The following is a 21,773-nucleotide window of genomic DNA, read 5'->3' as shown; positions in this document are numbered from 1 at the left end:
AAAAAGAAGCAGATTTAATCTGCTTCTTTTTAACTTACTTTTATATCTATGCTTTCTAAATAAGTTACCTTTACATTTTCTATTCTCTTATCATTTACAGTTATAATCTTTATATTAATCCCTTCTACTTGAAGTTCCTTACAATCATTTACTTTTGGTATTTCACCTAATTTAGTAATTATATATCCATTTAATGTATCATAATCACCTTCCTCTAAGTGTAATCCAAACCTTTCATTAAACTCGGACAACCCTATACTACATTTGACCATGTAGCTATTATTTTCAGTTTTAACTATTTCTTTATCTTCTATATCATACTCATCTTCAATATCACCCATGATTTCTTCTATTAAATCTTCCATTGTCACTATCCCACAAAATCCACCATACTCATCTATTAATAACGCAATTTGAATTCTCTTTAATTGCATTACTTTAAATAATTGATTGGCCTTTTCAGTATTTAAAACGAAATATGGTTTTTTCATTATTTCTCTAATGTTTATATTTTCAAATCCTACTTTTTTTGCTTGAATTAATAAGTCTTTAATATGAACTATCCCTATAATATTGTCTATGTTGTCTTCATAAACAGGTATTCTCGAGTAAGGTAAACTTAATAATTCATCTATATAATCTTCAACATCATCATCTATATCAATCGAATAAGTATCTTTTCTAGATGTCATTATTTCTTTACATAACTTGTCATTAAATTCAAATACACTTTCTATCATATCTTTTTCATCTTTATTAATAGAACCTTGTTCTTCAGACTGTGATATTAATGATCTAATTTCTTCTTCAGATACTTGTTCTTCTGTATTCTCCTCTTTATATCCTAAAAATTTAAGTACTATATGTGTTGATAAAGATAATATTTTAATAAATGGTTTTGTAATTATTGATATAAAATAAATTGGTTTTACAGAGAAAAGTGCTATTTTTTCTGCATTTTCTAAAGCTATCCTCTTTGGCACAAGTTCTCCAAATACTAAAGTTATATATGATAGTATAAGAGTTACTATTACCATTGATATTGGCTGTGCATAAGGTATTTGTAGTTTTTCACTTAAAGTACTTGATATACCTGTTGCTGCAGATGCACTTGAGAAAAATCCTGCTAGAGTTATTCCTACTTGAATTGTAGATAAGAAATTACTTGGGTCTTCTATTAGTTTTTCTAATAATATCGCTTTTTTGTTGTTTTCTTTTGCTAAATTTTTGATTTTATTTTTGTTTGCTGATACAATTGCCATTTCTGCTGATGCAAAAAAAGCATTTACCATTGTAAGTATAAGTATTAATATTAATTGTAATACAAGCCTCTGGGGCTCAGGGTCTGGATTCATTTCATACCTCCTAAAAATTATATCGCCAATGAACTACGAATAAGGTCCATTGCTCAAATATATTGATATGATGATATCATATTTATATTTAAATTTCAATTATTCTGTGACTGATTTTATAAAAATTCATTTTAAATTTATATTTTTAGTAAAAAAGGTATTAATCCTTAATAGAATTAATACCTTTTTACTTTATTAGTTTTTATTTATGTATATTTTAATTTATTTTATTATTATATTTAATAATAACTTATCATAGTAATAAAATGTTTTATAGATTCAGACTTATTTAATAAATACTTAGAACAGATGTAAGACGTGGATCACTTAGTAGTTTATCAAAGTAGCTATGTGCAGAAGTATAACCTATACCAAATTTGTTCTTTTTCTCATCAACTTCTCTATATTCATAGCAAGCTTTTTTTACTTTGTCATGCATTTCAGAATTATTTGCTTCATATATAACCTTCTTATCCATAGGTATATCTTTTCTATATTCAGGCTTAACAAAATATAAAGCATCTTTTACTTTTTTTTCATCACTAAGTTTTTTTAATACTTCTCCATTTTTTCTATGCATTATATGATCATCATACTTATAATGATGAGCTATATGAGTAACACTTCCTAAATTTTTTTCAAAATCTAATATAGTTTTTTTCATTAACTCATAATGAGTTCCTGGCTTTTCATCTATATCTGCTAATATTTTAATATTTTCTTTTTTTACCCCTAATTGCTTAAGTGCATCTCTAAATTCATTATTTCTTAACTCTTTCTTTTCTTCTCTAGTTAAATCTTTAAATTTTTTATTATTTTTAAATACATTAACTCCAGAACCATCTGAAACTAAAACTACATATACATTATTCTCTCCAACCTCATTTACTGCCCTGGCTATTGCGCTTGCTCCCCATAAAACTTCATCATCCTGATGTTGTGGATAAAATACAACATTTTTGCTAAACTTTCTATCATAATTAGCTTCATGTTTTAACACAGAGTTGTTTGAATTTTTTTTCCAAGACACAAAACCTATTATTAATATTAGTAATACACCAATACATATTTTGAATATTTTTCCATTCATTAATAAACACCACCTAGTACTTTTTGTCGAAAACAGTCTTTTCTTCGAGTGGGTTTATATTAGCATATTTACTTTAATTTAGTCTATAAATCTAACAATATTGAAACATTTTTGTAATTTTTTAGTTTTTTAGTTATATTTTATTTTCTAAGTTAATACTTTAGATATTTCTGGGTTTTTAGTCATAAATTTAACTAATATAGGTATAAATACTATTTGTATCAACATACCTGGAATAGCTTGTGCTAAGTTTCCAAATATAAATATAACCGGATTAACTTGAGGAGCTATAGTAATAGATACTAAAAATGCACCAACCATAGCAAACAATCTCCCTCCAATCATAGCACCTATTAAAGATATATACGTATTTTTAGTTTTGTTAAATAAAAATCCTGTTATTATTCCATATGCACAGAGTTCAAAAGCCATTATAGGCATCATTGGAACTATTGGTGGCATTCCTGTCATAAGTCCACTCAGTATGGGTGTTATAAGTCCAACTAATCCGCCATAAATAGGTCCTAATAAAAATCCTCCTATTAAAACTGGTATATTCATTGGTAAAAATATTGGTCCTGCCATATTTACCGTATGAAATATCATTGGAAGTATTATACCAAGTGCTATAAAAATTCCTGATAAAACTATTTTCTTACTTTTCATAAATAACCCCCCCTCTAATTTTATATTATTAATTTCTATTTATAACTAAATAATAAATATCATCATTTTCAAAAGCCTCTACCACATTTAAACCAACTTCTTCAAACAAATTCTTTTGCATTTTAACACATATAAGCCTATCTTCCCTAACCACTTCATTTTTCTCTTTATGCATATTGTTTAAAAATTCTCTACTATTAGAATGAGCTATCATAAGCTGTCCATCCTCTTTTAAGTTATTATCTACTAGAGACTTGATAGTAGCGGTTCTATTTTGTAAATGCGGAAACATTGAATAAAGAATTATTTTATCATACTCTCCATTTACAATTTCATTTTCAATATTTACTAATTTAAAAGTTACGTTAGTCATATCTTTAAATTTCTTACTAGCAATATTAATCATTCCTTTTGAGATATCTACCCCTATTATATTCCCATTAGGATTTAACTTATTTATAAAAGGTATTAAAACCCCTGTTCCTGTACCAACATCCAATATATTAGTATTATTTTTAATATTTAATTTAGATAAAAGAGTATTTATCTTTTCTTCATTTACTTCTAAAAAATCATCCCACTGATTTGCTATACTATCAAAAAACTCTGCTTGCCCCATAATATTCCCCCTTTTTTTAATTTGAGTACAAAAAAAGCCATGAAGTATTAAAAGCCTTCATGACTTTGTTTTTTTATTATTTATCTAAGATAATTGTAGTAATATATAAACATATTTGTCAATGTGAATTCAATATAATATTATAATTTATATTTTTAATATTTAAATACATAAAAATAGAGAATGAAATTTCATCCTCTATTTTTATGTATATTTATAATGTATCTTATATTTCTCTAAAAATCATTATCTTCTTCATAGTCATCACTACTGCCAAATTTTTTATCCATAAAGTTAGATATATATCTTCTCATAATATGCTTTAGTATTGAAAATACAAAAACTGTGGTAAATGGTATTTTTACTCCTTTTATTGCTAAATCAACTAAACTTACTATAGCTACATTTATACACATTCCCATGCAAAAATTAAATATTTTATACTGAACAGGAGTAAGATGCTTTATTTCTTCTATTAGTTCTGTAAAAGCTTCGGATACTAATGTTACTGGAAAATATAATATATAGTATATTACGAAAAATATAATCACTGATTTTATAGACTCATGTTCAAATCCAAAAAAGGATAATATTCCTAAGTCAAAAATAGCCATTATTAATACTGATACTATAATTAATCCTATTCCACTCATTACTATAATTTTATGTTTATTTTTACTCATAACGGCTCTCCCCTATTTTTATATACTCTCTCTATAGTTTATTCATCTTGTTAATTAGAGATAATAACTTTTTTAATGTACAAGTTTAAATATGATTTAAATAAGCACTTATATACGTTATAGTAAAAATAAAAAAGGAACTTAATTAAAAAGTTCCTTTTTCTATAACTATAAGCTATTCTTATTTTTCTGAAGTATAAAGTTTCCCATCTACTATAGATATAGCTCTATCAGCTTTTTTAGCTATATTTTCATTATGAGTAATCATTATAAGAGTTTGATTGTATTTTTTTATAGACATCTTAAGTAATTCCATAACCTCTTCTGTTGTCTTCGTATCTAAGTTTCCAGTAGGTTCATCAGCAAGTATTATACTTGGTTTTGAGGATAATGCTCTTGCAATTGCAACTCTTTGTTGTTGGCCTCCTGATAATTGATTTGGAAGATGATTTTTTCTTTCACTAAGACCTAATAAATCCATAAGGTCATTTATATAATCTTCATCTACTTTTTTATTATCAAGTTTTAGAGGAAGTTCTATATTTTCTTTAACATTAAGAACTGGAATTAAGTTATATTGTTGAAATACAAATCCAACCTTTTGTCTTCTATATTTAGCCAACTCTTTATCACTTAAACAACATATATCTTTTCCATCTACTTTAATAGTACCATTACTTGGTCTTTCCAGTCCTCCTATTAAATGTAGAAATGTACTTTTTCCACTTCCACTAGGACCTACTACTGCAACAAATTCGCCTTTATTTATTTTTAAATTTACATCTTTAAGGGCATTTACAGATGTTTCTTTTTTTCCATATATTTTACCTAAATTAATAGTTTCTAATATCACCATAATATTCCCTCTATTCTATAATATTTATTGCTTCAACTATATTACTTTGTTTTATTTTTCTTGATGGTAAATAAGTTGCAATAAGACCTACAACTATATTTGTAATTGTAACTAGTATATAAGCTTTATATGCTAGATGAAACTCTATTCCATAGCTTTCAAATCCATAAGTTTTATACATTCTAATTTGTAATAAAACCCCTAAGACTATAACTATTATACTTGAAATTATTCCATATAATAATCCTTCAAATATTATCATATTTTTAAAGTCTTTTTCACTTATACCAACTGCTCTTAACATTCCAAATTCACTAGTTCTTGAAGTTAAGTTATAGCTTACATTGTTTATTATATTAAATATACTTATTACAAATAGAATTACTATTACTCCATAATCATAAATCTTCATTTTTTGAAGCATTTTCTCATTAGTTTCTTTCTCTTGCATCATATCAACAGTAGTAACTCCAGGTACTTTACTTCCTATTTTACCTAATTTTTTATTTATAGCTTTATGGTCTGCCCCTTTATCCATATTTGCATAAACTATATCATAATTATTTTTTCCTTCTATTTTTTCTAAATAATCAGTACTTGTTATAACATCAACACTCATATCAGCAGAGTACTGATTTTCATCAGCAAATGGATAATTAACTATTGCTCCTACCTTAAACTCATGTTCTTTATACTCATAGTTGTCTTGTCCCTTCCAATACTTTTCTCCATCTATTTTACCCTTAGGTATTTTAACTTTTACAGTATCTCCTACCTTTATATTAACAATAGGCTCTCCACCACCTACAACTACATCTCTCATTCCATAAGAAGTTTTATAAGTATGCGGCATATATATTACTGCTAAATTTTCTTTTTTCATTTTTTCTATATCTATTTTTCCACTTATTACATACTCGTTTAATGACTTTAACATTTCATCATTAAATCCTTTTAACTTTTGTTTTAGTAAATATCCATTATTTTCTTTATCTTTCATCAATAATCCATTTAAAACACTTCCGAAGTATCCGCCTTTAGCCAATTCATCAAAGAATTGCATATCTAATATATCTTTTTTTCCTAAAGGCATTCTACTATGAATTACTCTTGCAGCCTTAACTTCATTGATGCCATCTATATTTGATATTTCATTTATTTGTTCATCTTTAAGACCACTTTCCTCATCTCTAGCAGTATTTACTTTTAATACAAAGTCCCCATTCATATACATTCCTCTATTTTGATCTTCAGCCATAGCATCAGATCTAGAATATGCGTAGTTACTTTTTATAACCATTATTCCACCTATACTCATAGATAGCATAATCATTATAAATCCTTTCTTATTTCTAAATATATTTTTCATAGATATTGATTTAGATATTGGTATATTTTTACTTAATTTTGATACTATAAAATTACTTTTCTTTATCTTTTTATCTTCGCCTAAGTTTCTTCTTATTGCTTCAATTGGCGATACTTTTCTAATTTTCATATATGTTAATATACTTATAATAAATAGTACAAAAATTGTACATATTATAGAAAGTAATATTATTTTTAATGGTATAACAAAAGGTGTTACTCTTATAGTTCCTTCAAATTGAATATTCCCAACTATCTTATTAAAAACTTGGGCTCCACCCATACCAATAAGTATTCCAATTGGCATAGCTATTAAACTAAGTATTAAAAGTTCACTAATAATTAATTTAAATATTTTTAAGTTAGTTGAACCAACTGCTCTTAACATACCGTATTCTCTTATTCTTTGATATACAGATATAGTATATATACTGTATACTACAAGACCTGCAAATAAACTTATTGCTATTGCTGTATTTCTACTTGTTTCATCTAATGTCCCATTATTCCCTACTGATGATATAAGCATTTTATTTGGTCTAACTTGTTCTTCTTTATTTAGTTTAGCTTTCTTAGTTATATCAGCTATATTTTTACTTATATCACTGCCTTCATTAAACTCTACATAAGGAGTAAATTTATCGAGCTTATCTTCATTTAAAGCTAAAAACATCTCACATGCTCCAACACGTTTTTCTCTATACCTGTCTTTTAAAATTCCTACTACCTTAAAAGTTTCTGGTTTTTCCTTTTGATATAATCTAAATGTTATTTCTTGATTTACATCTGGTTCAAGACCCATACTATTTAGTATCCATTCTTCTAATACAACTTCATTATCAGCTTTAGGAAATCTACCTTTTATAAGTTTAGAATCATTAGTTAAATAATTTTCACTTGCATAATTTATATTTATAGGTAACTTTTCACCCTCATCAGTAGCTGCATAATATGAGGTTATAGATACATCTTTTATATCTTTCCCATTTTTCACAATATCTAGTTGTTCTTTATTTATGTCTCTAAAATATACATGATGAGTACCAGTTTCTCTCTTTAACCTATCTAAATCAGCTTGTTGAGCACTTCTTGATAAAGTACCTACTCCTACAATAAGGGCTGTTCCAAGCACGATACTTAAAATTATAGCAAGTGACCTTGATTTATAACTTTTTATATACTTTAATACCATCTTTAAATCATTTTCCAAATTTACCACGTCCTTTCTTTAACTTAACTAGATTATATATTTATTAAAAAAATGTAGCAAACTGTACTTTTTCAAGTTTTTAATACTTATGTGCTTAAAATTACATGATTATTTTCAAGTTTATATACTGTATTTGCATATTTTCACTTTTTACATATTTTTTTATAAATGTTATAATTCTCATATAAATTGGAAATTAGGGGTGTGCTATGGATATTATTTTTATATTTCCTATATGTTTAATTTTATTTATAATTATCAATCTAATATTAAATAAATACAAATTTTATAAGGAAATATCTGTATTAGAAAGAAGTTTAATTACTATTTTTATAGCTATTATTACTTATTTTTTACTTTATAGAGGTTACGTTTATATTTTAGTTAGGATTAAATACGATTTATTATTAAAGGGGATATTAAATTCGGTATTAGCTTTTATACTAATATGCTTATGTTTTTATATAGGATTAAAATTTATAAATATATTAAATGATAATACTTCAAAGGAAAATAAACTAAACAATCTTAATAATAAAATTGAACACAAAGAAAATATAATAGCAAAATTAAGAAGTCAAAAACATGATTATTTAAAGCATTTACAAGTTGTGTATTCACTGCTTAATACCGGTCTTAATGAAGATGCAAAGGATTATATAACAAATATATCTAATAGCTTTAGAGCTAAAACTTCTAGATATGGTAAAGTTTCATATTTAGATGCTATTGCTTCTTTAAAATATGAAGAATGTCTTATAAAAAATATTTCCTTTGATGTTTATATTCAAGATTTTATGGACAATTTGATTATTGAACCAAGTGATATGAGTTCTGTAATACTTAATATAATAGATAATGCTATAGATTCTTTATCTAATGTATGTAAAGAAAATAAATATATAAAACTGTTTATATATGAAGATGAATTTCAATATGTTATATCTATAAAAAATAATGGTCCTAAGATACATAATACTGAATCAATATTTTTAGAAGGCTTTTCTACTAAAGATGGATCTGATAGAGGATATGGACTTTATTTAGTTAAAAATATATTAGATAAATACGGATATCATATTTTCGCTAATAGTGATGATTTTTTAACTGAATTTACAATTTTAATACCAAAATACTATTAAGCTTAGGGGGTACTTATGATAAAAGTTTTAATTTGTGATGACGATAAATCTGTAAGAAATCATATTGAAGATATTCTTAAAGAATCTGGATATGTTGATTATATAAAAAAAGTTGAAAATGGATTAGATGCTATTGAGTTTATAAAAAGCGAAAAAATAGATTTACTAATTATTGATATTGATATGCCTTATAAAAATGGTATAGATTGTGCAAAAGAAGTAACTTCTATAGATAAAGACGTTCATATAATATTTGTAACTGGATTTGCTGACTATAGTTTAGAAAGTTTTAAGGTTCATCCAATAGACTTTATCGTTAAACCTTTTACAAAAGAAAAGATACTAGATTCTATAAATATAGCTATAGATCATATAAATTCTCATAAATTTGCTAAAGATAACTTTATAGAAGATACCCTGTTTGTTTATAAAGTTAGAAAGCAAATGCATATGATTAATTTTGATGATATAGTTATGTTTGAAAAAAATTCTAGAGCTATTAATTTATATACTAAAGACCATGATGTTATAAAGTTTTATGAGAACTTTGATGAGTTAGAAAAGCGTCTACCTCCAAATTTTTTTGCAACTCATAAGCAATATATAGTTAATTTAAGACTTATTCATAAGGTAATACCTATAAATAAATCATCTTTAGAAATTAGATTTATAAATTTTCAAGAAAGCGCTACCCTTAGTAAGTCTTTAGAAAAAGATTTTCTTTATAGGTTCTATAGAACTAAAAGATTTTAATATTTAAAGGTGTGAACAAAGTTCACACCTTTATTTTTATTTTCTATCAGATTTTATTGGAGTTCTAAGTAGCAAATGTTTTAAAGCTTTTCCATCAAATGGGTATAATGGGTATAAATAAGATTGACCAGTCATAGTTTTGTTTGTAGCTACTAGTAAAATAGTTATTATAATACCTGCTATGAATCCCCATATATTAAATATAGATGTAAGTATAAGTATAAGCATCCTACAAAGCTTAATTGCAAATCCAAGTTCTGTGCTTGACTGTGCAAAACCTCCAAGTGCAACAATTGCCATATAAAGTATCGTCTCTGCAACAAACCACTCTGTTTTTATTGCAAATTCCCCAAGTATTAATGCTCCAACTACAGAGAGAGACATTCCAAGAGATCCCGGTGTATTTAAGGATGCAAGTTTTAATGCATCAACAGCTATTTCAAGTAGTAAAAATTGAACAATTAAAGGCACTTGATAACCAGGATCTGGTGCTATAAACTTAAGCCATTGTGGAAGCAAATCAATATATTCTATTGCTAATAAATAAAGTGGTGTTAATATTAATGTCATTAAAAGAGTTATATTTCTTATAAGTCTTAAATAATTTCCTGTTAAAATTGGTTGATAATAGTCATCAGCTTCTTGCATAAAGTCAAATATACTTGTAGGAAGTATTATAACGTTCGGGGATGTATCTATAAGTATCGCTATTTTACCTTCTGCTATGTGAGCTGAGGCAACATCTGGTCTTTGTGTACTTTTTATCTTTGGGAATGGGTTATACCATTTTGATTTAGTTAAAGTTTCTACTAAACTTTGATCTCCCATATCTAAAGCTCTTACATCTATTTCTTCTAATTCTTTTTTTATTAAGCTTACAGTTTCTTTATTTGCAGTTCCTTCTATATATCCTATTGATACGTCTGTCTTTGATATATTTCCTATACTTGCCATTTCAAATACAAGATTTTTATCTCTTATTCTTCTTCTTATAAGTGCTGTATTCATTACAATAGTCTCAACAAATCCATCTCTTGACCCTTTAAGAGTTTGCTCTTTTTGCGGCTCTTCTGGCCCCCTAGCTGGATATGTTCTAACATCTAATATTATTGCATCTTCAAATCCATCTATAACTATTGCCATAGGTCCTGCTAATACCGCTGCTGCAATCTTATCTATATCATTCTCTTTATCAACCTCTATATGAGCTATATAATTTGCCATAAAGCTTCCCATATCAGGTACTTTATCCATTTCTTCCTTTGGAATAGTTATAAATGTGTTTAAAATTCTTTCAGTAACATCATCTTTAATAAGTCCATCTACAAAAAATAGATAGGATTTCCTTCCTCCTACACTTATTTCCCTAGCAATTAAGTCAAAACTTTTATCGATTTTTAATTTACTTGCTATAGTATCATAGTTTGTTTTAATACTTTTAGTTAGTTTCATTTTTTCACCTCATTATCTTTATAGTGGTATTTTTAGCCTAATTTAGTAAATATATTACAAAAAATAAAAGCCCTAAACTTGTTATAAGTTAAGACTTTTTATTTGTTGATTAATTATTTTATTTAATAAAAAATAATTAATTTAATTGTAAGTAATTACTTTAATTTACTACTTTTCTTATCTTTTATTATTTGTTTTAGATATACTAATCTATCTTGTTTATATTTATGCTTCATATTTGGAAATGCTTTAATAATTCTTCTTTGACAAGTTGATTTTTCTTTTATAGATTCAATTTTGTTTACTATATTTTTATTCTTAATACGCTCAAATAATTTTTTTATATTTTCTTCATCAAATTTTTCTAGATTTATATTTAATTTACTTAACTCTAATAATATTTCATCCATAAATTTTAGTTTATTATTTAATTTATTAAGTGATAATAATGTAAAATTTAAATCTATAAAAAAACATACTAAAATATTTATAACTACTACTATCAATAGTAAATCAGAAATATATACTACTAAATTATAAATATTTTTATGTATAACTTCTATCAATACTACTGACATAACTCCAAATAGTATAGAGTTTTTTAAACAAACTCTACCTCTTATGTTAAATCTTTTTTTAGAATAATCCCACCATGTTGTATTAAATAATTTTTCTAATACAACTCCTGTTATATATTCTAAAGTTGATGTTATAAACATTCCAAATATAAAAAGCAATATTAAATTACTCTGAAAGTTTTTAAGAAAAAATATAATAACTATAGCTCCAAATCCGTATATAGGGCATATTGGACCATTTAAAAAACCTCTATTTATAATTTTCTTATTTCCAATAGAACAGTATATACTCTCACATATCCATCCTAAAAAGCTATATATAAAGAAAAATAAAATAGTTTCATGTATCTCTCTCATAAAAATTCTCCTTAAAAGTCTATTATATATACTATGAAACTATTATTATTTTGTTATTGTAGCTTACCTAAAATTTAAATTAATATCTCCATTTTTGGAATTAATATTAATATTCTTGTTTGCATTATTACTTTTTTCTAAAGTTTCTCCTAATTCTTTTCCATTTATATTTATATCTCCATAACTACAACTCAAAGAATAATTATATGATTTTTCTGAATTTTCAACCAAGTAATTCACTTCACCATATGAGTTTTCTATATTACTATCAACTATATTGCTATTATTTATATTTATATCTCCATTTAATATAATAGCTTTGAGTTTATTTAATTTTGAGTCTGCTATATCTACTTCTCCATAATCATTTTCTATATCAAAATTTTGTAATACCTCTATATCGTTTATATTAGCTTCACCATTTTTAATATTTACTATAAAATCATTTGAGTTTATAGATTCAAAACTGGTATCCCCATAATCATTAATTACTTTTAATGAGCTACTTTTTATATTTTTCATGTCTATATCTCCATTTTTTGATTTTATAGACATATCGTTTGATAGCATATTATTTAAATTTATCTCTCCATAATTGCATAGTATAGATATATTATCCCCATCTATATCTTCTACTTTTAGATCTGAATTTTTAGATTCAATAACTAAATCTTTCATATTTTTATTTTTTGGTATATAAATTTTTATATAGTCTGGCTCTTTATTTATAAATCCAAAATCAAATCCAATTTCTCCTTTATTACTACTAAACTGATTTACTATTAAGTTTCCATTTTCAACTTTGTAGTTAATTTTACCCATTCTTTCACTATAGTCTACTTCTATCTTATACTCTTCACCTTTTACTATTTCAATATTATCAAGGTAATTAGCATTAATTTGTATATTTTTAAATTCTTCTAATTTTTCTTTTTCGCTTATTCTTTTATAATCACCTTTTATACTGTACCCTATCTTATTTTTTATAAGTTGAGTTTTACCTCCTGAGAAATATCCTATAGATGCAAGAACTAAACCTACTAAAATTAAACAAAGTGAAGTAATTATTATTTTTTTATATATATTCATAGATAAATTCTCCTTTACTATATTTCTCTTTTATTAAATTTATTTAGTAGTTTACTACAAGTACTAGATATTAATTTAATAGATTTTGATGCTAAGAATAACACCATTACTAAAAATAGTAAACCTACTCCTATTAATACTATTCCTGTTCCTACAAATAAAATAGTAGTAGAAAAGTCACTCAGTATAACTGATATACCTGCAACAGAAATTGCAAAACCACTAAATATTAAAGCTACTGTAGTAACTACAAATGCAAAAGTAACAGCACCTATTACAATAACCGGTACAAATAACAAAATAATCATAGAAAGTGCTAGCGGAAGTGCAATTGGAGATGCTAATATAGCAAGAACTATAAACCAAATAGAAGATATTCCTGATTTTCCAAATTTTCTACTTTCTTTATTATCTTTAATGGCGTAGTCTGCTAAAATTTGTGATGCAATACTTGATGGCGATCCAAATTCACTAACTACATTCACATCATCTCCTACAGATGCATCTTCAAAATATTCTATATAATAGCTTATTGCATTATCTATTTCTCTTTGTGGTAATCTTTTTAATTTATTTCTCAATTCTTCTATAAATTGATTTTTATTCACTTACTATCCCTCCTAATAAAATCTTATCTACCCTCAATTTATACTCTTCCCACTCTAATATATACTCTTTATATTTTGCTTTTCCTGAATCTGTAATTTGATAGTATCTTCTGTTCCTTCCTTGAAATGATTGATCATAAGTGATTAAATAACCATCCTTTTGAAGTCTTCTCAGTACTGGATATAATGTTGATTCTGATATATTCATAACTTCTTTAACCTGCTGAGTTAGAATATATCCGTATGCATCTTCTCTTGTAAGTACTGCTAAAACGCATGCATCTAATAATGCTGAACCTAATTGAAAAGACATATTTCACACCTCTACTTTCATATTATATGATGGTTCATATTATACGGCGTATAATATACCTTTACTAATACTATATGACATATAATATTGTTTGGCAACTAAATATGTTCGTTTTTTTTCGACATTCCAATATACTTTTATCACTTATATAAATTAATATATAGATAATTTTTAGTATAAAAAAAGACGTAATATATACGTCTTTAATCTGGTTATTAATTTAAAATTCTACTAGTATTCTAGCTGGATATGCATCTAATCCTTCTATTTTCATAGGTAAGCAATATACTCTAAAATTATTTTCTGGTACTTTATCAAGATTAGTTAAGTTTTCAATAGCATAGGTCTCATTTTTTCCAAGAAAAACATCTATTAGTCCATGATTTCTTCCAATTCCTAGCCCTAGTGCATCTATACCTATCATATTTACTTTTTTATCAACTAAGTACTCCATAACTTCCATAGATATTTCAGGGTGATTATTTATCATTAATTACCTCCTTATTTAATAATTCGCTTTATTATTTACTGTCTAATTTTATGAATATTAAATATATTATACATTTTGATTTATATATTTAATATAGTATTTTTTATTATAAATGCAAACTTAATCTAATCATATCTATACATTGAATTTTATTTTCGTATATTTCTTCTTCATAATGTATCTTAAAAAAATCTTTATCTATTCCTGTAATTCTAAATCCACACCTTTGATATAGTTGTAACTGTTTTATACTTGAATTTCCAGTACCTACTTCTAATACTTTAATTTTTTCTTTTTTACATCTATCTATAGCATCTTTTATCATTTTTTTAGCTATTCCATTATTTTGATAATATTCATCTACTGCAATATTTACAAGTTCCATCGTTAATGGTCTTGTATATATTAACACATAAACGCCTACTATCTTTTCCTTATATTTTGCTATATAACAACTTCCTCTATTTAAATAATCTCTTATCACACTCTCTGATGGATCCGCTAATAAAAGTAATTCCATTGGTACTTTTTTATAATCACTTATCTCTTGAATACAAATATCCATTACTTATCCTCCTGTTACATAATCATATAAAATATTAAATATAAATTTTACCATTTATAATGTGATTATATTACAAAATAATCCTATATAATTTTGTAATATAATTACATTATAAAAGGGTGTAATAAAAGTATTGGTACTTTTATTACACCCTAAGTTTACATTATAATTACTTATTATCTAAAACAACATCATTCTGAATAGGTCTATCATTAAATACAGTTACTGATAGCTTTTTATATAGCATATATGTAGCTATTGAAATTAATATCCCCTTTATTCCATTAAACGGTAATAAACCAACAGTTACATACTGCATTAAATCAGCTGGACTCATTTGCATTCCATATGCTGGTAATAAGAAGTATACATTTGCTACTATTCCTACAACTTCCATAACTACAATCCCTACTATCATACCTATAATAGCATTTCTTTTAGTTTTATTTCTTTTGTATATCATTGCTGCTGGAACAACCATAGCTATTCCTACTATAAAGTTTGCAGCTTCTCCTACAAGACCTGTTTGACTTCCTTTCATTACTACTATAAGTAAGTTTTTAATAAATTCTATAACTATCCCAACACCAGGCCCAAATGCAAAAGCTCCCATTAAAACCGGAACCTCACTTAAGTCAATTTTTAACCATGGAAACATTGGAATTACAGGAAAATCAATGTACATAAGTATAAATGCTATTGCACTTAAAAGTGCTACTTTAATAAGTGTGTTTAAATTGTTTTTTTCTTTCATTATCTCTCCTCCAAGTAACTCTTCTGGAGCTTTAGTATTAGTTTATGTATTTTCATATAAAAAATACCCTGACTAAAATTAATCAGGGTATACATATACAAATGCATAGTAAAGTACATAACGATTCTAATACTTTTCTTCTTTCATCCAGACTATAACTGTCGGCTTTGGAATTTCACCAAATCATGCTAAAATTTAGCTCGCGGGCTTTACCGCCGGTGGGGATTTACACCCCGCCCTGAAGATATTTATCATTTTAACTAAAGTATATATTAAACTTTAGTTTTATTCAACTATTTTTCTTTAATTTTCTTAAATTCTAATGTAGATTTAAATAAATCTCCATCTATATTAATTTCAAATTTTCCACCTTGAAGATTAACCAAATCCTTAGCTATAGCAAGTCCTAGACCACTTCCCTCTGTATTTCTAGATTCATCGGCTCTTTTAAATCTTTCCATTATTTCTTTAGGGTCGAAATTAAGTTCATAAGATGATATATTTTTCATACTTAGCTTTATAGCTTCTTCATTTTCTGATAAATCAATATATACACGAGTTCCATTTAATGAATATTTAGCTATGTTAGATAAAAGATTTTCAAATACTCTATACATTCTTCTACCATCCGCATATATATATATATTATTATCTGGTATATTAATCTTTATATCTAAATTAGAGTTGGATAATTTTTCTTCCATCTCTCCAATACTTTGTCTTAGAAGTTGTTTTAAATCTATTTTTTCAATATTTAATTCAATATTTCCACTTCCTACTTTACTTGCTTCAAATAAATCTTCTATCAAATGTTTAAGCCTCTTTGATTTTGAATCAAGCACATTCACGTAATCCTTTATATGATCTGGCTTTATATCTTCTTCTTTTTTTATAAGCTCTATATAGTTTATTATAGATGTTAATGGAGTTTTTAAATCGTGACTTACATTAGTAATAAGCTCTGATTTCATTCTTTCACTTTTTAATTGTTTATCTATTGATTTTTCTAATCCTTCACCAATATTATTTATATTTTGTGCAAGAATTGTAAAGTTATCATTTCCTTTTACAGGTATTTTATAATTAAGATCTCCTTCTTTTATTCTTTTAGTACCTTCAATTATTTCATTTGCATAAGATAAGGTTTTTAATGTATATACGATAAAGAATCCTAATACAATTGTTGATCCTATAATAGTAAGTGTATGACTTACAAATACTCCAAATAATACTCCTATAGCATTTATAATTAAACATCCAATTCCTATTAATGTTATCCTTCTTGCTAGAGGTACTTTTATAAGTGAGTCTTTTATAACTTTTATATTTTTTATAGAAAATACACTTAAATTTATTAGTATACTACTTTTTATTAAATCTTTTTTACTATTATAAATCTTATATTTTTTTATTGTAAAATAAGTTGTTAACATTAATAAATTTAATAATATGTATATTTCACCCATATATATTATTTTATCAACTCTGTAATTATATCCGTAATCAATATATGATAAATTTGATGCATTATCTATTGCAAGTGCTATTTCTAATAAAATTAATATACTTAAAATCTCAACGGGAATTAGTTTAACTAGCTTTAATAGCTTACTTTCTTTATCAAATAAATCTATATCTATTTTCCTATACATTACAAATGATATTATGCTTGCTATTAATGATGTTATAAATAATGGTATGCATAGTTTTACATTATTAATTGCCATATTATGTCTAGCATAGTTTTCTGAAATTTTATCTGTTCCAAAGTAGTTAAATGACTTTGGATAAGATGCATTTAAAAATGATATATAAATTTGTACATCTTCTGTATTTACTGCGTTTAAAAGTTCCCACTCTACAGTGGGATTACTAGTATATGTCTTATTATTTAAATTTTTAATATAGTTTCTATTTTTATCAGTTTTATTTATTTCTATATCTAAATGTCCATTTATATTTTTCTTAAAATCATTTAAGTTACCATATTCAGTGTTTGAGTAATATTCATTAGTTTTATTGTTTATTACAATAAATTTAATGTTTTGTAACTCATTTAATCTGTTTTTTGCATTATTTTTAAGCCCATTTATACGTTTTTGCGCTTCTTCTTTGCTTAGGTACTTAGTTTTATATGAGTCTGTTTCATTATCATACTCTTGATATGAGTTAGTCTTTATATACTCATTTACTGATTCCTCATTATATTTTACAACTTCACCTAACCAATAAGATATAGGTCTTAATGTATTATATTCAAATAAATTACTTTTATAGAAATCATCCTCAAGTATTTTCCTATCTTCATGCATGTAACTACTCCAAAGCCCATTATTTCCTCTATATTGTGAAAAAATATTAGCTAAGGAAGTTAGAGATAAAGATAAAGATATCACTAATATAATAAAAAATATTCCTTTTATTCGTTTTTTATCTTTCATAATATTCTCCCTTTTATATATTAAAAAATTTATAATTTCATTATTTATACATAATTATAGAATTTTAACTTATTATTTTTTTATAAAATGTAAAATTTATTAATGTTAAAGATAAAAGTGTAAGTATTAAATTCCCACTAAAAAATTTAAAACATATGTAAACTCCTATTAATTGACTTATCATAAATATACTTAAAATAAATAATGTATTAAACATAAGACTTTTTTCTCTAAAAAATTTACCACTATAACTTTTCAATTTTATATCCAACCCCCCACACAACTTTTAAATATCTCGGTTCTTTAGGATTTATCTCGATCTTTTCTCGGATTCTCCTTATATGAACCGCAACTGTATTTTCAACATTAAAACTCTCTTCTTTCCATACCTTTTCATATATTTCATCTATAGAAAATACTCTACCTTTATTCTGTAAAAGTAATTTTATAATCCTATATTCTATTGGGGTAATCTTAACAACTTCTCCATCTACCTTCAGTTCTTTACTTTCTAAATTCAGTTCTAACTCTCCACTTTTTAAAACACTTTTATTTTCAATACTATAATTTCCAAGGCTTACATATCTTCTTAAATTGGACTTAACCCTTGCTATAAGTTCTAATAAATTAAATGGTTTTGTTATGTAATCATCTGCCCCAATATTAAGGCCCATTATTTTATCTGTATCTTCACTTTTAGCTGATACTAAAATTATTGGTATATTTTTTTCTTCTCTTATTTTTATAGTTGCTTTTATTCCATCTAATTTTGGCATCATTATATCCATTAAAATTAAATGAATTTCTTCTTCAATTAAAATATCTAAAGCTTTAAGTCCATCATATGCTTTAAATATTTTGTATCCCTCATTTTTTAAATATATTTCAATGGATTCAACTATTTCTTTGTCATCATCCACTACTAATATGTTGTACATCTATAAATACCCCTTTTCTAACATTAAAATTATATTTAACTATATAGTCTAGATTAAAAACTATGCTTTTTCATTTTTTATTAAATGTGTCAAAAAATAATCTTTTTATTATTTCTAAAAGTATTATACACTAAATTCACATCCTTTTTGATTATATCTATATGCTAATATATAATTCTTACAATTTTACTACTGTAATTCTTACGATTTTCTTACGAAATTTAATTTAAGCATTTATTACTTTTTTGCCAATCATCGACCTAAATATTTTATAATTTATAATGTAATACTAAATTTATAGACATAATCTATCATAATAAGGAGATTGTTAAAATGTCTGAAAAAATTATCAACGTTAAAGGAAAAGTCAGAGAGTTTATAAAATTTAATATAATAGGTATAAGTAATTTTCTAGTATCACAATTACTTTATCTTACCTTGTATCTTGGCTTTAAACTTCATTATATTATTGCTTATACTATTACTAGTGTAATAAGCATAACTGCATCTTATATTTTAAATTCAAAATTAACTTTTAATGAAAATAATTATTCTTTTAAAAAATTTTCTCTTTCTGTTTTAATTTATATTTTTGAGTATCTTCTTAATATGGCAATAATTATTGGACTAGTTAATTTGTTTAATATAAGTGAAATAATAGCTCCAATAATAGCTCCTGTGTTCTCAACACCTCCTGTATTTTTTATGATGAGACATGTTATCAAAAAAAATAGTAAAGGATAAGAATGTTTTATATTCCTATCCTTTACTATTTTTAAGTTAAAATAAACTACTTATTATATTACTAAAAATTTGAGTGTGTTCATTAAATATATTTATACCAATTATAATTAATATTATTCCTCCAACTAGTTCTGCATAGCCATTAAAAATATCACCTATTTTATTACCTAATATAACTCCTATTAAGCACACTATAAAAGTTATAATACATATTGTCAAAGACGCTTGGATTATATCTACATTTAAAAATGCAAAACTTATTCCAACTGCAAGTGCATCAATACTTGTTGCTATTGAAAGCATTATAAGTTCCTTATTGGATAAGTTACTCTCATCTGTTGTTATTCCACATTCTAGAGAAACTTCTTCACCTTCTTTTTTAGATTTAATAAACTCTTGAATCATTTTAAATCCTAAAAAACTCAATAATATAAGTGCTATCCAATGATCTATTGACTTTATGTAACTTTCAAAACTAATACCTAAAGCCCATCCTAAAAGCGGCATTCCTCCTTGAAATAATCCAAAGGCTAATGCTATTTTTATAGAAATACCTTTTGTTAAGTTTTTTAATGTCATACCTTTAGTAACTGACACTGCAAGTGCATCCATAGAAAGAGCAAATGCTGTAAATAAAATTGCTGTAAAACTCATAAACATCCTCCTAAATTTCAGCGCAATAAAAAACGAGACTTATGTATGCTAAATAAGCATACATGAGTCTCGTTTTTTAAGACTAGACCAGACCGTAGTCATTATGTTGATCTAGCCACACCGATTGGTGCAAACTACTCCCTCAGGTAATAACCAAAAAAAGTATTTTGTACATTACATCTATAATACGTTATGTTTCTATATATTGTCAATATTATATTCCAACGATATTATATAGCGCCTTTGCGACCCCACTATCATCATTTCTTTCAGTCACATAATTAGCCTTTGATTTTATAAAATCATCTGCATTATCCATTGCAACTCCCATTCCAACATACTCTAGCATACTTAAATCATTATAACTATCACCAAATGCCACCGCTTCCTCTTTATTTACATCTAAGTAGTCACATAGTATACCCACGGCTTTCCCTTTACTTACACCTTTATTCATAATTTCAACATTATTTGGTCCCGATGTAGTTAGTTCTATTCCTTTTAAATCTTTTAAATCTTTTTCTATATCTCTTAAAAGTTCTTTATTATCTTCTTCAAATACTATCATTTTTAAAATATTATTATTTAGCACATCTTCTTTTAAATCATTTTTAAAAATAAGATTCATTTCTTTTTTCATTTTATCATGTAACTCTTGATATCTTTTATTCTCTTTGTTCATTTTTTTACAATATAAAACATTATCAGCATAACACTGATAATATACTTCATACTTTTCTAATATATCTATAATATCTAAGCATAAATTTGTATCCATATAATTTGAATAAATAATTTTATCTTCATATCTTATTAATGCACCATTGCAAGCTATTATAGGTATTCTTCTTTCTAAAAATGCAGTATGTAACTTTGCAGAATCATACCATCTTCCAGTTGCAATTGCTACATTTATACCTTTATTTAATGCTTTAGATAAAGCTATTTTATTATCATTAGTAATTTGATGGTCACTTCCAAGTAATGTTCCATCCATGTCTGTGATTATTAGTTTATATTTCATAAATACTCCCCCCTATATATTAGA

General features: G+C 25.4%; 22 protein-coding genes and 1 riboswitch. Of the genes, 3 read left to right on the top strand and 19 right to left on the bottom strand.

Annotation, left to right across the window (positions count from 1 at the left end):
• Positions 1 to 29 precede the first annotated feature (29 nt).
• The 7 genes from JWF52_RS11410 to JWF52_RS11380 form a co-directional block, all read right to left on the bottom strand.
• Positions 30 to 1,355, bottom strand: a complete 1,326-nt coding sequence (locus JWF52_RS11410) for a hemolysin family protein (protein ID WP_208333688.1) — start codon at positions 1,353 to 1,355, stop codon at positions 30 to 32.
• A gap of 289 nt (positions 1,356 to 1,644) precedes the next feature.
• Positions 1,645 to 2,445: a PIG-L deacetylase family protein gene (locus JWF52_RS11405; RefSeq protein ID WP_208333687.1), complete on the bottom strand. Its 801-nt coding sequence runs from the start codon at positions 2,443 to 2,445 to the stop codon at positions 1,645 to 1,647.
• Positions 2,446 to 2,592: 147 nt separating this feature from the next.
• Entirely contained in the window at positions 2,593 to 3,111 is a 519-nt protein-coding gene (locus JWF52_RS11400) for an ECF transporter S component (protein ID WP_208333686.1), read from the bottom strand.
• A gap of 28 nt (positions 3,112 to 3,139) precedes the next feature.
• Positions 3,140 to 3,730 (bottom strand): class I SAM-dependent methyltransferase, encoded by a 591-nt coding sequence (locus JWF52_RS11395; RefSeq protein WP_208333685.1) that lies wholly within the window; start codon positions 3,728 to 3,730, stop codon positions 3,140 to 3,142.
• 236 nt (positions 3,731 to 3,966) lie between these two features.
• Entirely contained in the window at positions 3,967 to 4,413 is a 447-nt protein-coding gene (locus JWF52_RS11390; RefSeq protein ID WP_208333684.1) for a YrvL family regulatory protein, read from the bottom strand.
• A gap of 181 nt (positions 4,414 to 4,594) precedes the next feature.
• Positions 4,595 to 5,269: an ABC transporter ATP-binding protein gene (locus tag JWF52_RS11385; RefSeq protein WP_208333683.1), complete on the bottom strand. Its 675-nt coding sequence runs from the start codon at positions 5,267 to 5,269 to the stop codon at positions 4,595 to 4,597.
• 10 nt (positions 5,270 to 5,279) lie between these two features.
• The gene (locus JWF52_RS11380) at positions 5,280 to 7,847 is read right to left on the bottom strand and encodes an ABC transporter permease (RefSeq protein WP_208333682.1); all 2,568 of its coding nucleotides are present in this window, start codon (positions 7,845 to 7,847) and stop codon (positions 5,280 to 5,282) included.
• Between the two features lie 209 nt (positions 7,848 to 8,056).
• Between JWF52_RS11380 and JWF52_RS11375 the strand changes: the two genes are divergently transcribed.
• Positions 8,057 to 8,989, top strand: a complete 933-nt coding sequence (locus JWF52_RS11375; RefSeq protein WP_208333681.1) for a sensor histidine kinase — start codon at positions 8,057 to 8,059, stop codon at positions 8,987 to 8,989.
• A 15-nt stretch (positions 8,990 to 9,004) separates the two neighbouring features.
• Positions 9,005 to 9,742 carry a LytR/AlgR family response regulator transcription factor gene (locus JWF52_RS11370; protein ID WP_208333680.1) on the top strand — a complete coding sequence of 246 codons (738 nt, stop codon included), beginning with the start codon at positions 9,005 to 9,007 and terminating at the stop codon, positions 9,740 to 9,742.
• A 36-nt stretch (positions 9,743 to 9,778) separates the two neighbouring features.
• Here JWF52_RS11370 and JWF52_RS11365 read toward each other — a convergent pair whose 3' ends face one another.
• From JWF52_RS11365 to JWF52_RS11320, 10 genes are all read right to left on the bottom strand, one after another.
• Positions 9,779 to 11,194: a spore germination protein gene (locus JWF52_RS11365; RefSeq protein ID WP_208333679.1), complete on the bottom strand. Its 1,416-nt coding sequence runs from the start codon at positions 11,192 to 11,194 to the stop codon at positions 9,779 to 9,781.
• A 155-nt stretch (positions 11,195 to 11,349) separates the two neighbouring features.
• A complete protein-coding gene (locus JWF52_RS11360; protein ID WP_208333678.1) occupies positions 11,350 to 12,129 on the bottom strand; it encodes a putative ABC transporter permease in 780 nt (259 codons plus the stop codon).
• A 63-nt stretch (positions 12,130 to 12,192) separates the two neighbouring features.
• Positions 12,193 to 13,218 (bottom strand): DUF4097 family beta strand repeat-containing protein, encoded by a 1,026-nt coding sequence (locus tag JWF52_RS11355; RefSeq protein ID WP_208333677.1) that lies wholly within the window; start codon positions 13,216 to 13,218, stop codon positions 12,193 to 12,195.
• Positions 13,219 to 13,235: 17 nt separating this feature from the next.
• A complete protein-coding gene (locus tag JWF52_RS11350) occupies positions 13,236 to 13,826 on the bottom strand; it encodes a DUF1700 domain-containing protein (RefSeq protein ID WP_208333676.1) in 591 nt (196 codons plus the stop codon).
• Positions 13,819 to 14,139, bottom strand: a complete 321-nt coding sequence (locus JWF52_RS11345; protein ID WP_208333675.1) for a PadR family transcriptional regulator — start codon at positions 14,137 to 14,139, stop codon at positions 13,819 to 13,821. The genes JWF52_RS11350 and JWF52_RS11345 overlap by 8 nt, the downstream gene beginning before the upstream one ends.
• Before the next feature lie 220 nt (positions 14,140 to 14,359).
• Positions 14,360 to 14,629, bottom strand: a complete 270-nt coding sequence (locus JWF52_RS11340) for a cyclase family protein (RefSeq protein ID WP_208333674.1) — start codon at positions 14,627 to 14,629, stop codon at positions 14,360 to 14,362.
• Between the two features lie 106 nt (positions 14,630 to 14,735).
• Complete coding sequence (locus JWF52_RS11335) at positions 14,736 to 15,194, bottom strand: GNAT family N-acetyltransferase (protein ID WP_208333673.1); 459 nt, start codon at positions 15,192 to 15,194, stop codon at positions 14,736 to 14,738.
• 169 nt (positions 15,195 to 15,363) lie between these two features.
• Positions 15,364 to 15,948 (bottom strand): ECF transporter S component, encoded by a 585-nt coding sequence (locus tag JWF52_RS11330; protein WP_208333672.1) that lies wholly within the window; start codon positions 15,946 to 15,948, stop codon positions 15,364 to 15,366.
• Between the two features lie 131 nt (positions 15,949 to 16,079).
• A riboswitch (FMN riboswitch) is annotated at positions 16,080 to 16,198 on the bottom strand.
• A gap of 43 nt (positions 16,199 to 16,241) precedes the next feature.
• The gene (locus JWF52_RS11325) at positions 16,242 to 18,389 is read right to left on the bottom strand and encodes a HAMP domain-containing sensor histidine kinase (protein ID WP_208333671.1); all 2,148 of its coding nucleotides are present in this window, start codon (positions 18,387 to 18,389) and stop codon (positions 16,242 to 16,244) included.
• Between the two features lie 245 nt (positions 18,390 to 18,634).
• Positions 18,635 to 19,327, bottom strand: a complete 693-nt coding sequence (locus JWF52_RS11320; RefSeq protein WP_208333670.1) for a response regulator transcription factor — start codon at positions 19,325 to 19,327, stop codon at positions 18,635 to 18,637.
• Positions 19,328 to 19,660: 333 nt separating this feature from the next.
• Between JWF52_RS11320 and JWF52_RS11315 the strand changes: the two genes are divergently transcribed.
• Positions 19,661 to 20,071 carry a GtrA family protein gene (locus tag JWF52_RS11315; RefSeq protein ID WP_208333669.1) on the top strand — a complete coding sequence of 137 codons (411 nt, stop codon included), beginning with the start codon at positions 19,661 to 19,663 and terminating at the stop codon, positions 20,069 to 20,071.
• A gap of 36 nt (positions 20,072 to 20,107) precedes the next feature.
• On the opposite strand, the gene JWF52_RS11310 is transcribed toward JWF52_RS11315, so the two are convergent.
• A complete protein-coding gene (locus tag JWF52_RS11310; protein WP_208333668.1) occupies positions 20,108 to 20,725 on the bottom strand; it encodes a manganese efflux pump MntP in 618 nt (205 codons plus the stop codon).
• A 214-nt stretch (positions 20,726 to 20,939) separates the two neighbouring features.
• Positions 20,940 to 21,749: an HAD family hydrolase gene (locus tag JWF52_RS11305; protein WP_208333667.1), complete on the bottom strand. Its 810-nt coding sequence runs from the start codon at positions 21,747 to 21,749 to the stop codon at positions 20,940 to 20,942.
• Between the last annotated feature and the right edge of the window lie 24 nt (positions 21,750 to 21,773).

The organism is Clostridium sp. CCUG 7971 (assembly GCF_017590215.1).
Lineage (GTDB): Bacteria > Bacillota > Clostridia > Peptostreptococcales > Peptostreptococcaceae > Faecalimicrobium.
The sequence above is the reverse complement of the archived record's forward strand: the minus strand, read 5'-3'. Positions and strand labels throughout refer to the sequence as shown.

What these genes read in the sequence shown, in the direction of transcription:
- JWF52_RS11315 (WP_208333669.1), top strand. Translation starts at nt 19,661, where the DNA reads ATGTCTGAAAAAATTATCAACGTTAAAGGAAAAGTCAGAGAGTTTATA.
- JWF52_RS11305 (WP_208333667.1), bottom strand. Translation starts at nt 21,749, where the DNA reads ATGAAATATAAACTAATAATCACAGACATGGATGGAACATTACTTGGA.
- JWF52_RS11360 (WP_208333678.1), bottom strand. Translation starts at nt 12,129, where the DNA reads ATGAGAGAGATACATGAAACTATTTTATTTTTCTTTATATATAGCTTT.
- JWF52_RS11325 (WP_208333671.1), bottom strand. Translation starts at nt 18,389, where the DNA reads ATGAAAGATAAAAAACGAATAAAAGGAATATTTTTTATTATATTAGTG.
- JWF52_RS11335 (WP_208333673.1), bottom strand. Translation starts at nt 15,194, where the DNA reads ATGGATATTTGTATTCAAGAGATAAGTGATTATAAAAAAGTACCAATG.
- JWF52_RS11310 (WP_208333668.1), bottom strand. Translation starts at nt 20,725, where the DNA reads ATGAGTTTTACAGCAATTTTATTTACAGCATTTGCTCTTTCTATGGAT.
- JWF52_RS11340 (WP_208333674.1), bottom strand. Translation starts at nt 14,629, where the DNA reads ATGATAAATAATCACCCTGAAATATCTATGGAAGTTATGGAGTACTTA.
- JWF52_RS11375 (WP_208333681.1), top strand. Translation starts at nt 8,057, where the DNA reads ATGGATATTATTTTTATATTTCCTATATGTTTAATTTTATTTATAATT.
- JWF52_RS11345 (WP_208333675.1), bottom strand. Translation starts at nt 14,139, where the DNA reads ATGTCTTTTCAATTAGGTTCAGCATTATTAGATGCATGCGTTTTAGCA.
- JWF52_RS11330 (WP_208333672.1), bottom strand. Translation starts at nt 15,948, where the DNA reads ATGAAAGAAAAAAACAATTTAAACACACTTATTAAAGTAGCACTTTTA.
- JWF52_RS11365 (WP_208333679.1), bottom strand. Translation starts at nt 11,194, where the DNA reads ATGAAACTAACTAAAAGTATTAAAACAAACTATGATACTATAGCAAGT.
- JWF52_RS11410 (WP_208333688.1), bottom strand. Translation starts at nt 1,355, where the DNA reads ATGAATCCAGACCCTGAGCCCCAGAGGCTTGTATTACAATTAATATTA.
- JWF52_RS11385 (WP_208333683.1), bottom strand. Translation starts at nt 5,269, where the DNA reads ATGGTGATATTAGAAACTATTAATTTAGGTAAAATATATGGAAAAAAA.
- JWF52_RS11370 (WP_208333680.1), top strand. Translation starts at nt 9,005, where the DNA reads ATGATAAAAGTTTTAATTTGTGATGACGATAAATCTGTAAGAAATCAT.
- JWF52_RS11390 (WP_208333684.1), bottom strand. Translation starts at nt 4,413, where the DNA reads ATGAGTAAAAATAAACATAAAATTATAGTAATGAGTGGAATAGGATTA.
- JWF52_RS11320 (WP_208333670.1), bottom strand. Translation starts at nt 19,327, where the DNA reads ATGTACAACATATTAGTAGTGGATGATGACAAAGAAATAGTTGAATCC.
- JWF52_RS11400 (WP_208333686.1), bottom strand. Translation starts at nt 3,111, where the DNA reads ATGAAAAGTAAGAAAATAGTTTTATCAGGAATTTTTATAGCACTTGGT.
- JWF52_RS11355 (WP_208333677.1), bottom strand. Translation starts at nt 13,218, where the DNA reads ATGAATATATATAAAAAAATAATAATTACTTCACTTTGTTTAATTTTA.
- JWF52_RS11405 (WP_208333687.1), bottom strand. Translation starts at nt 2,445, where the DNA reads ATGAATGGAAAAATATTCAAAATATGTATTGGTGTATTACTAATATTA.
- JWF52_RS11395 (WP_208333685.1), bottom strand. Translation starts at nt 3,730, where the DNA reads ATGGGGCAAGCAGAGTTTTTTGATAGTATAGCAAATCAGTGGGATGAT.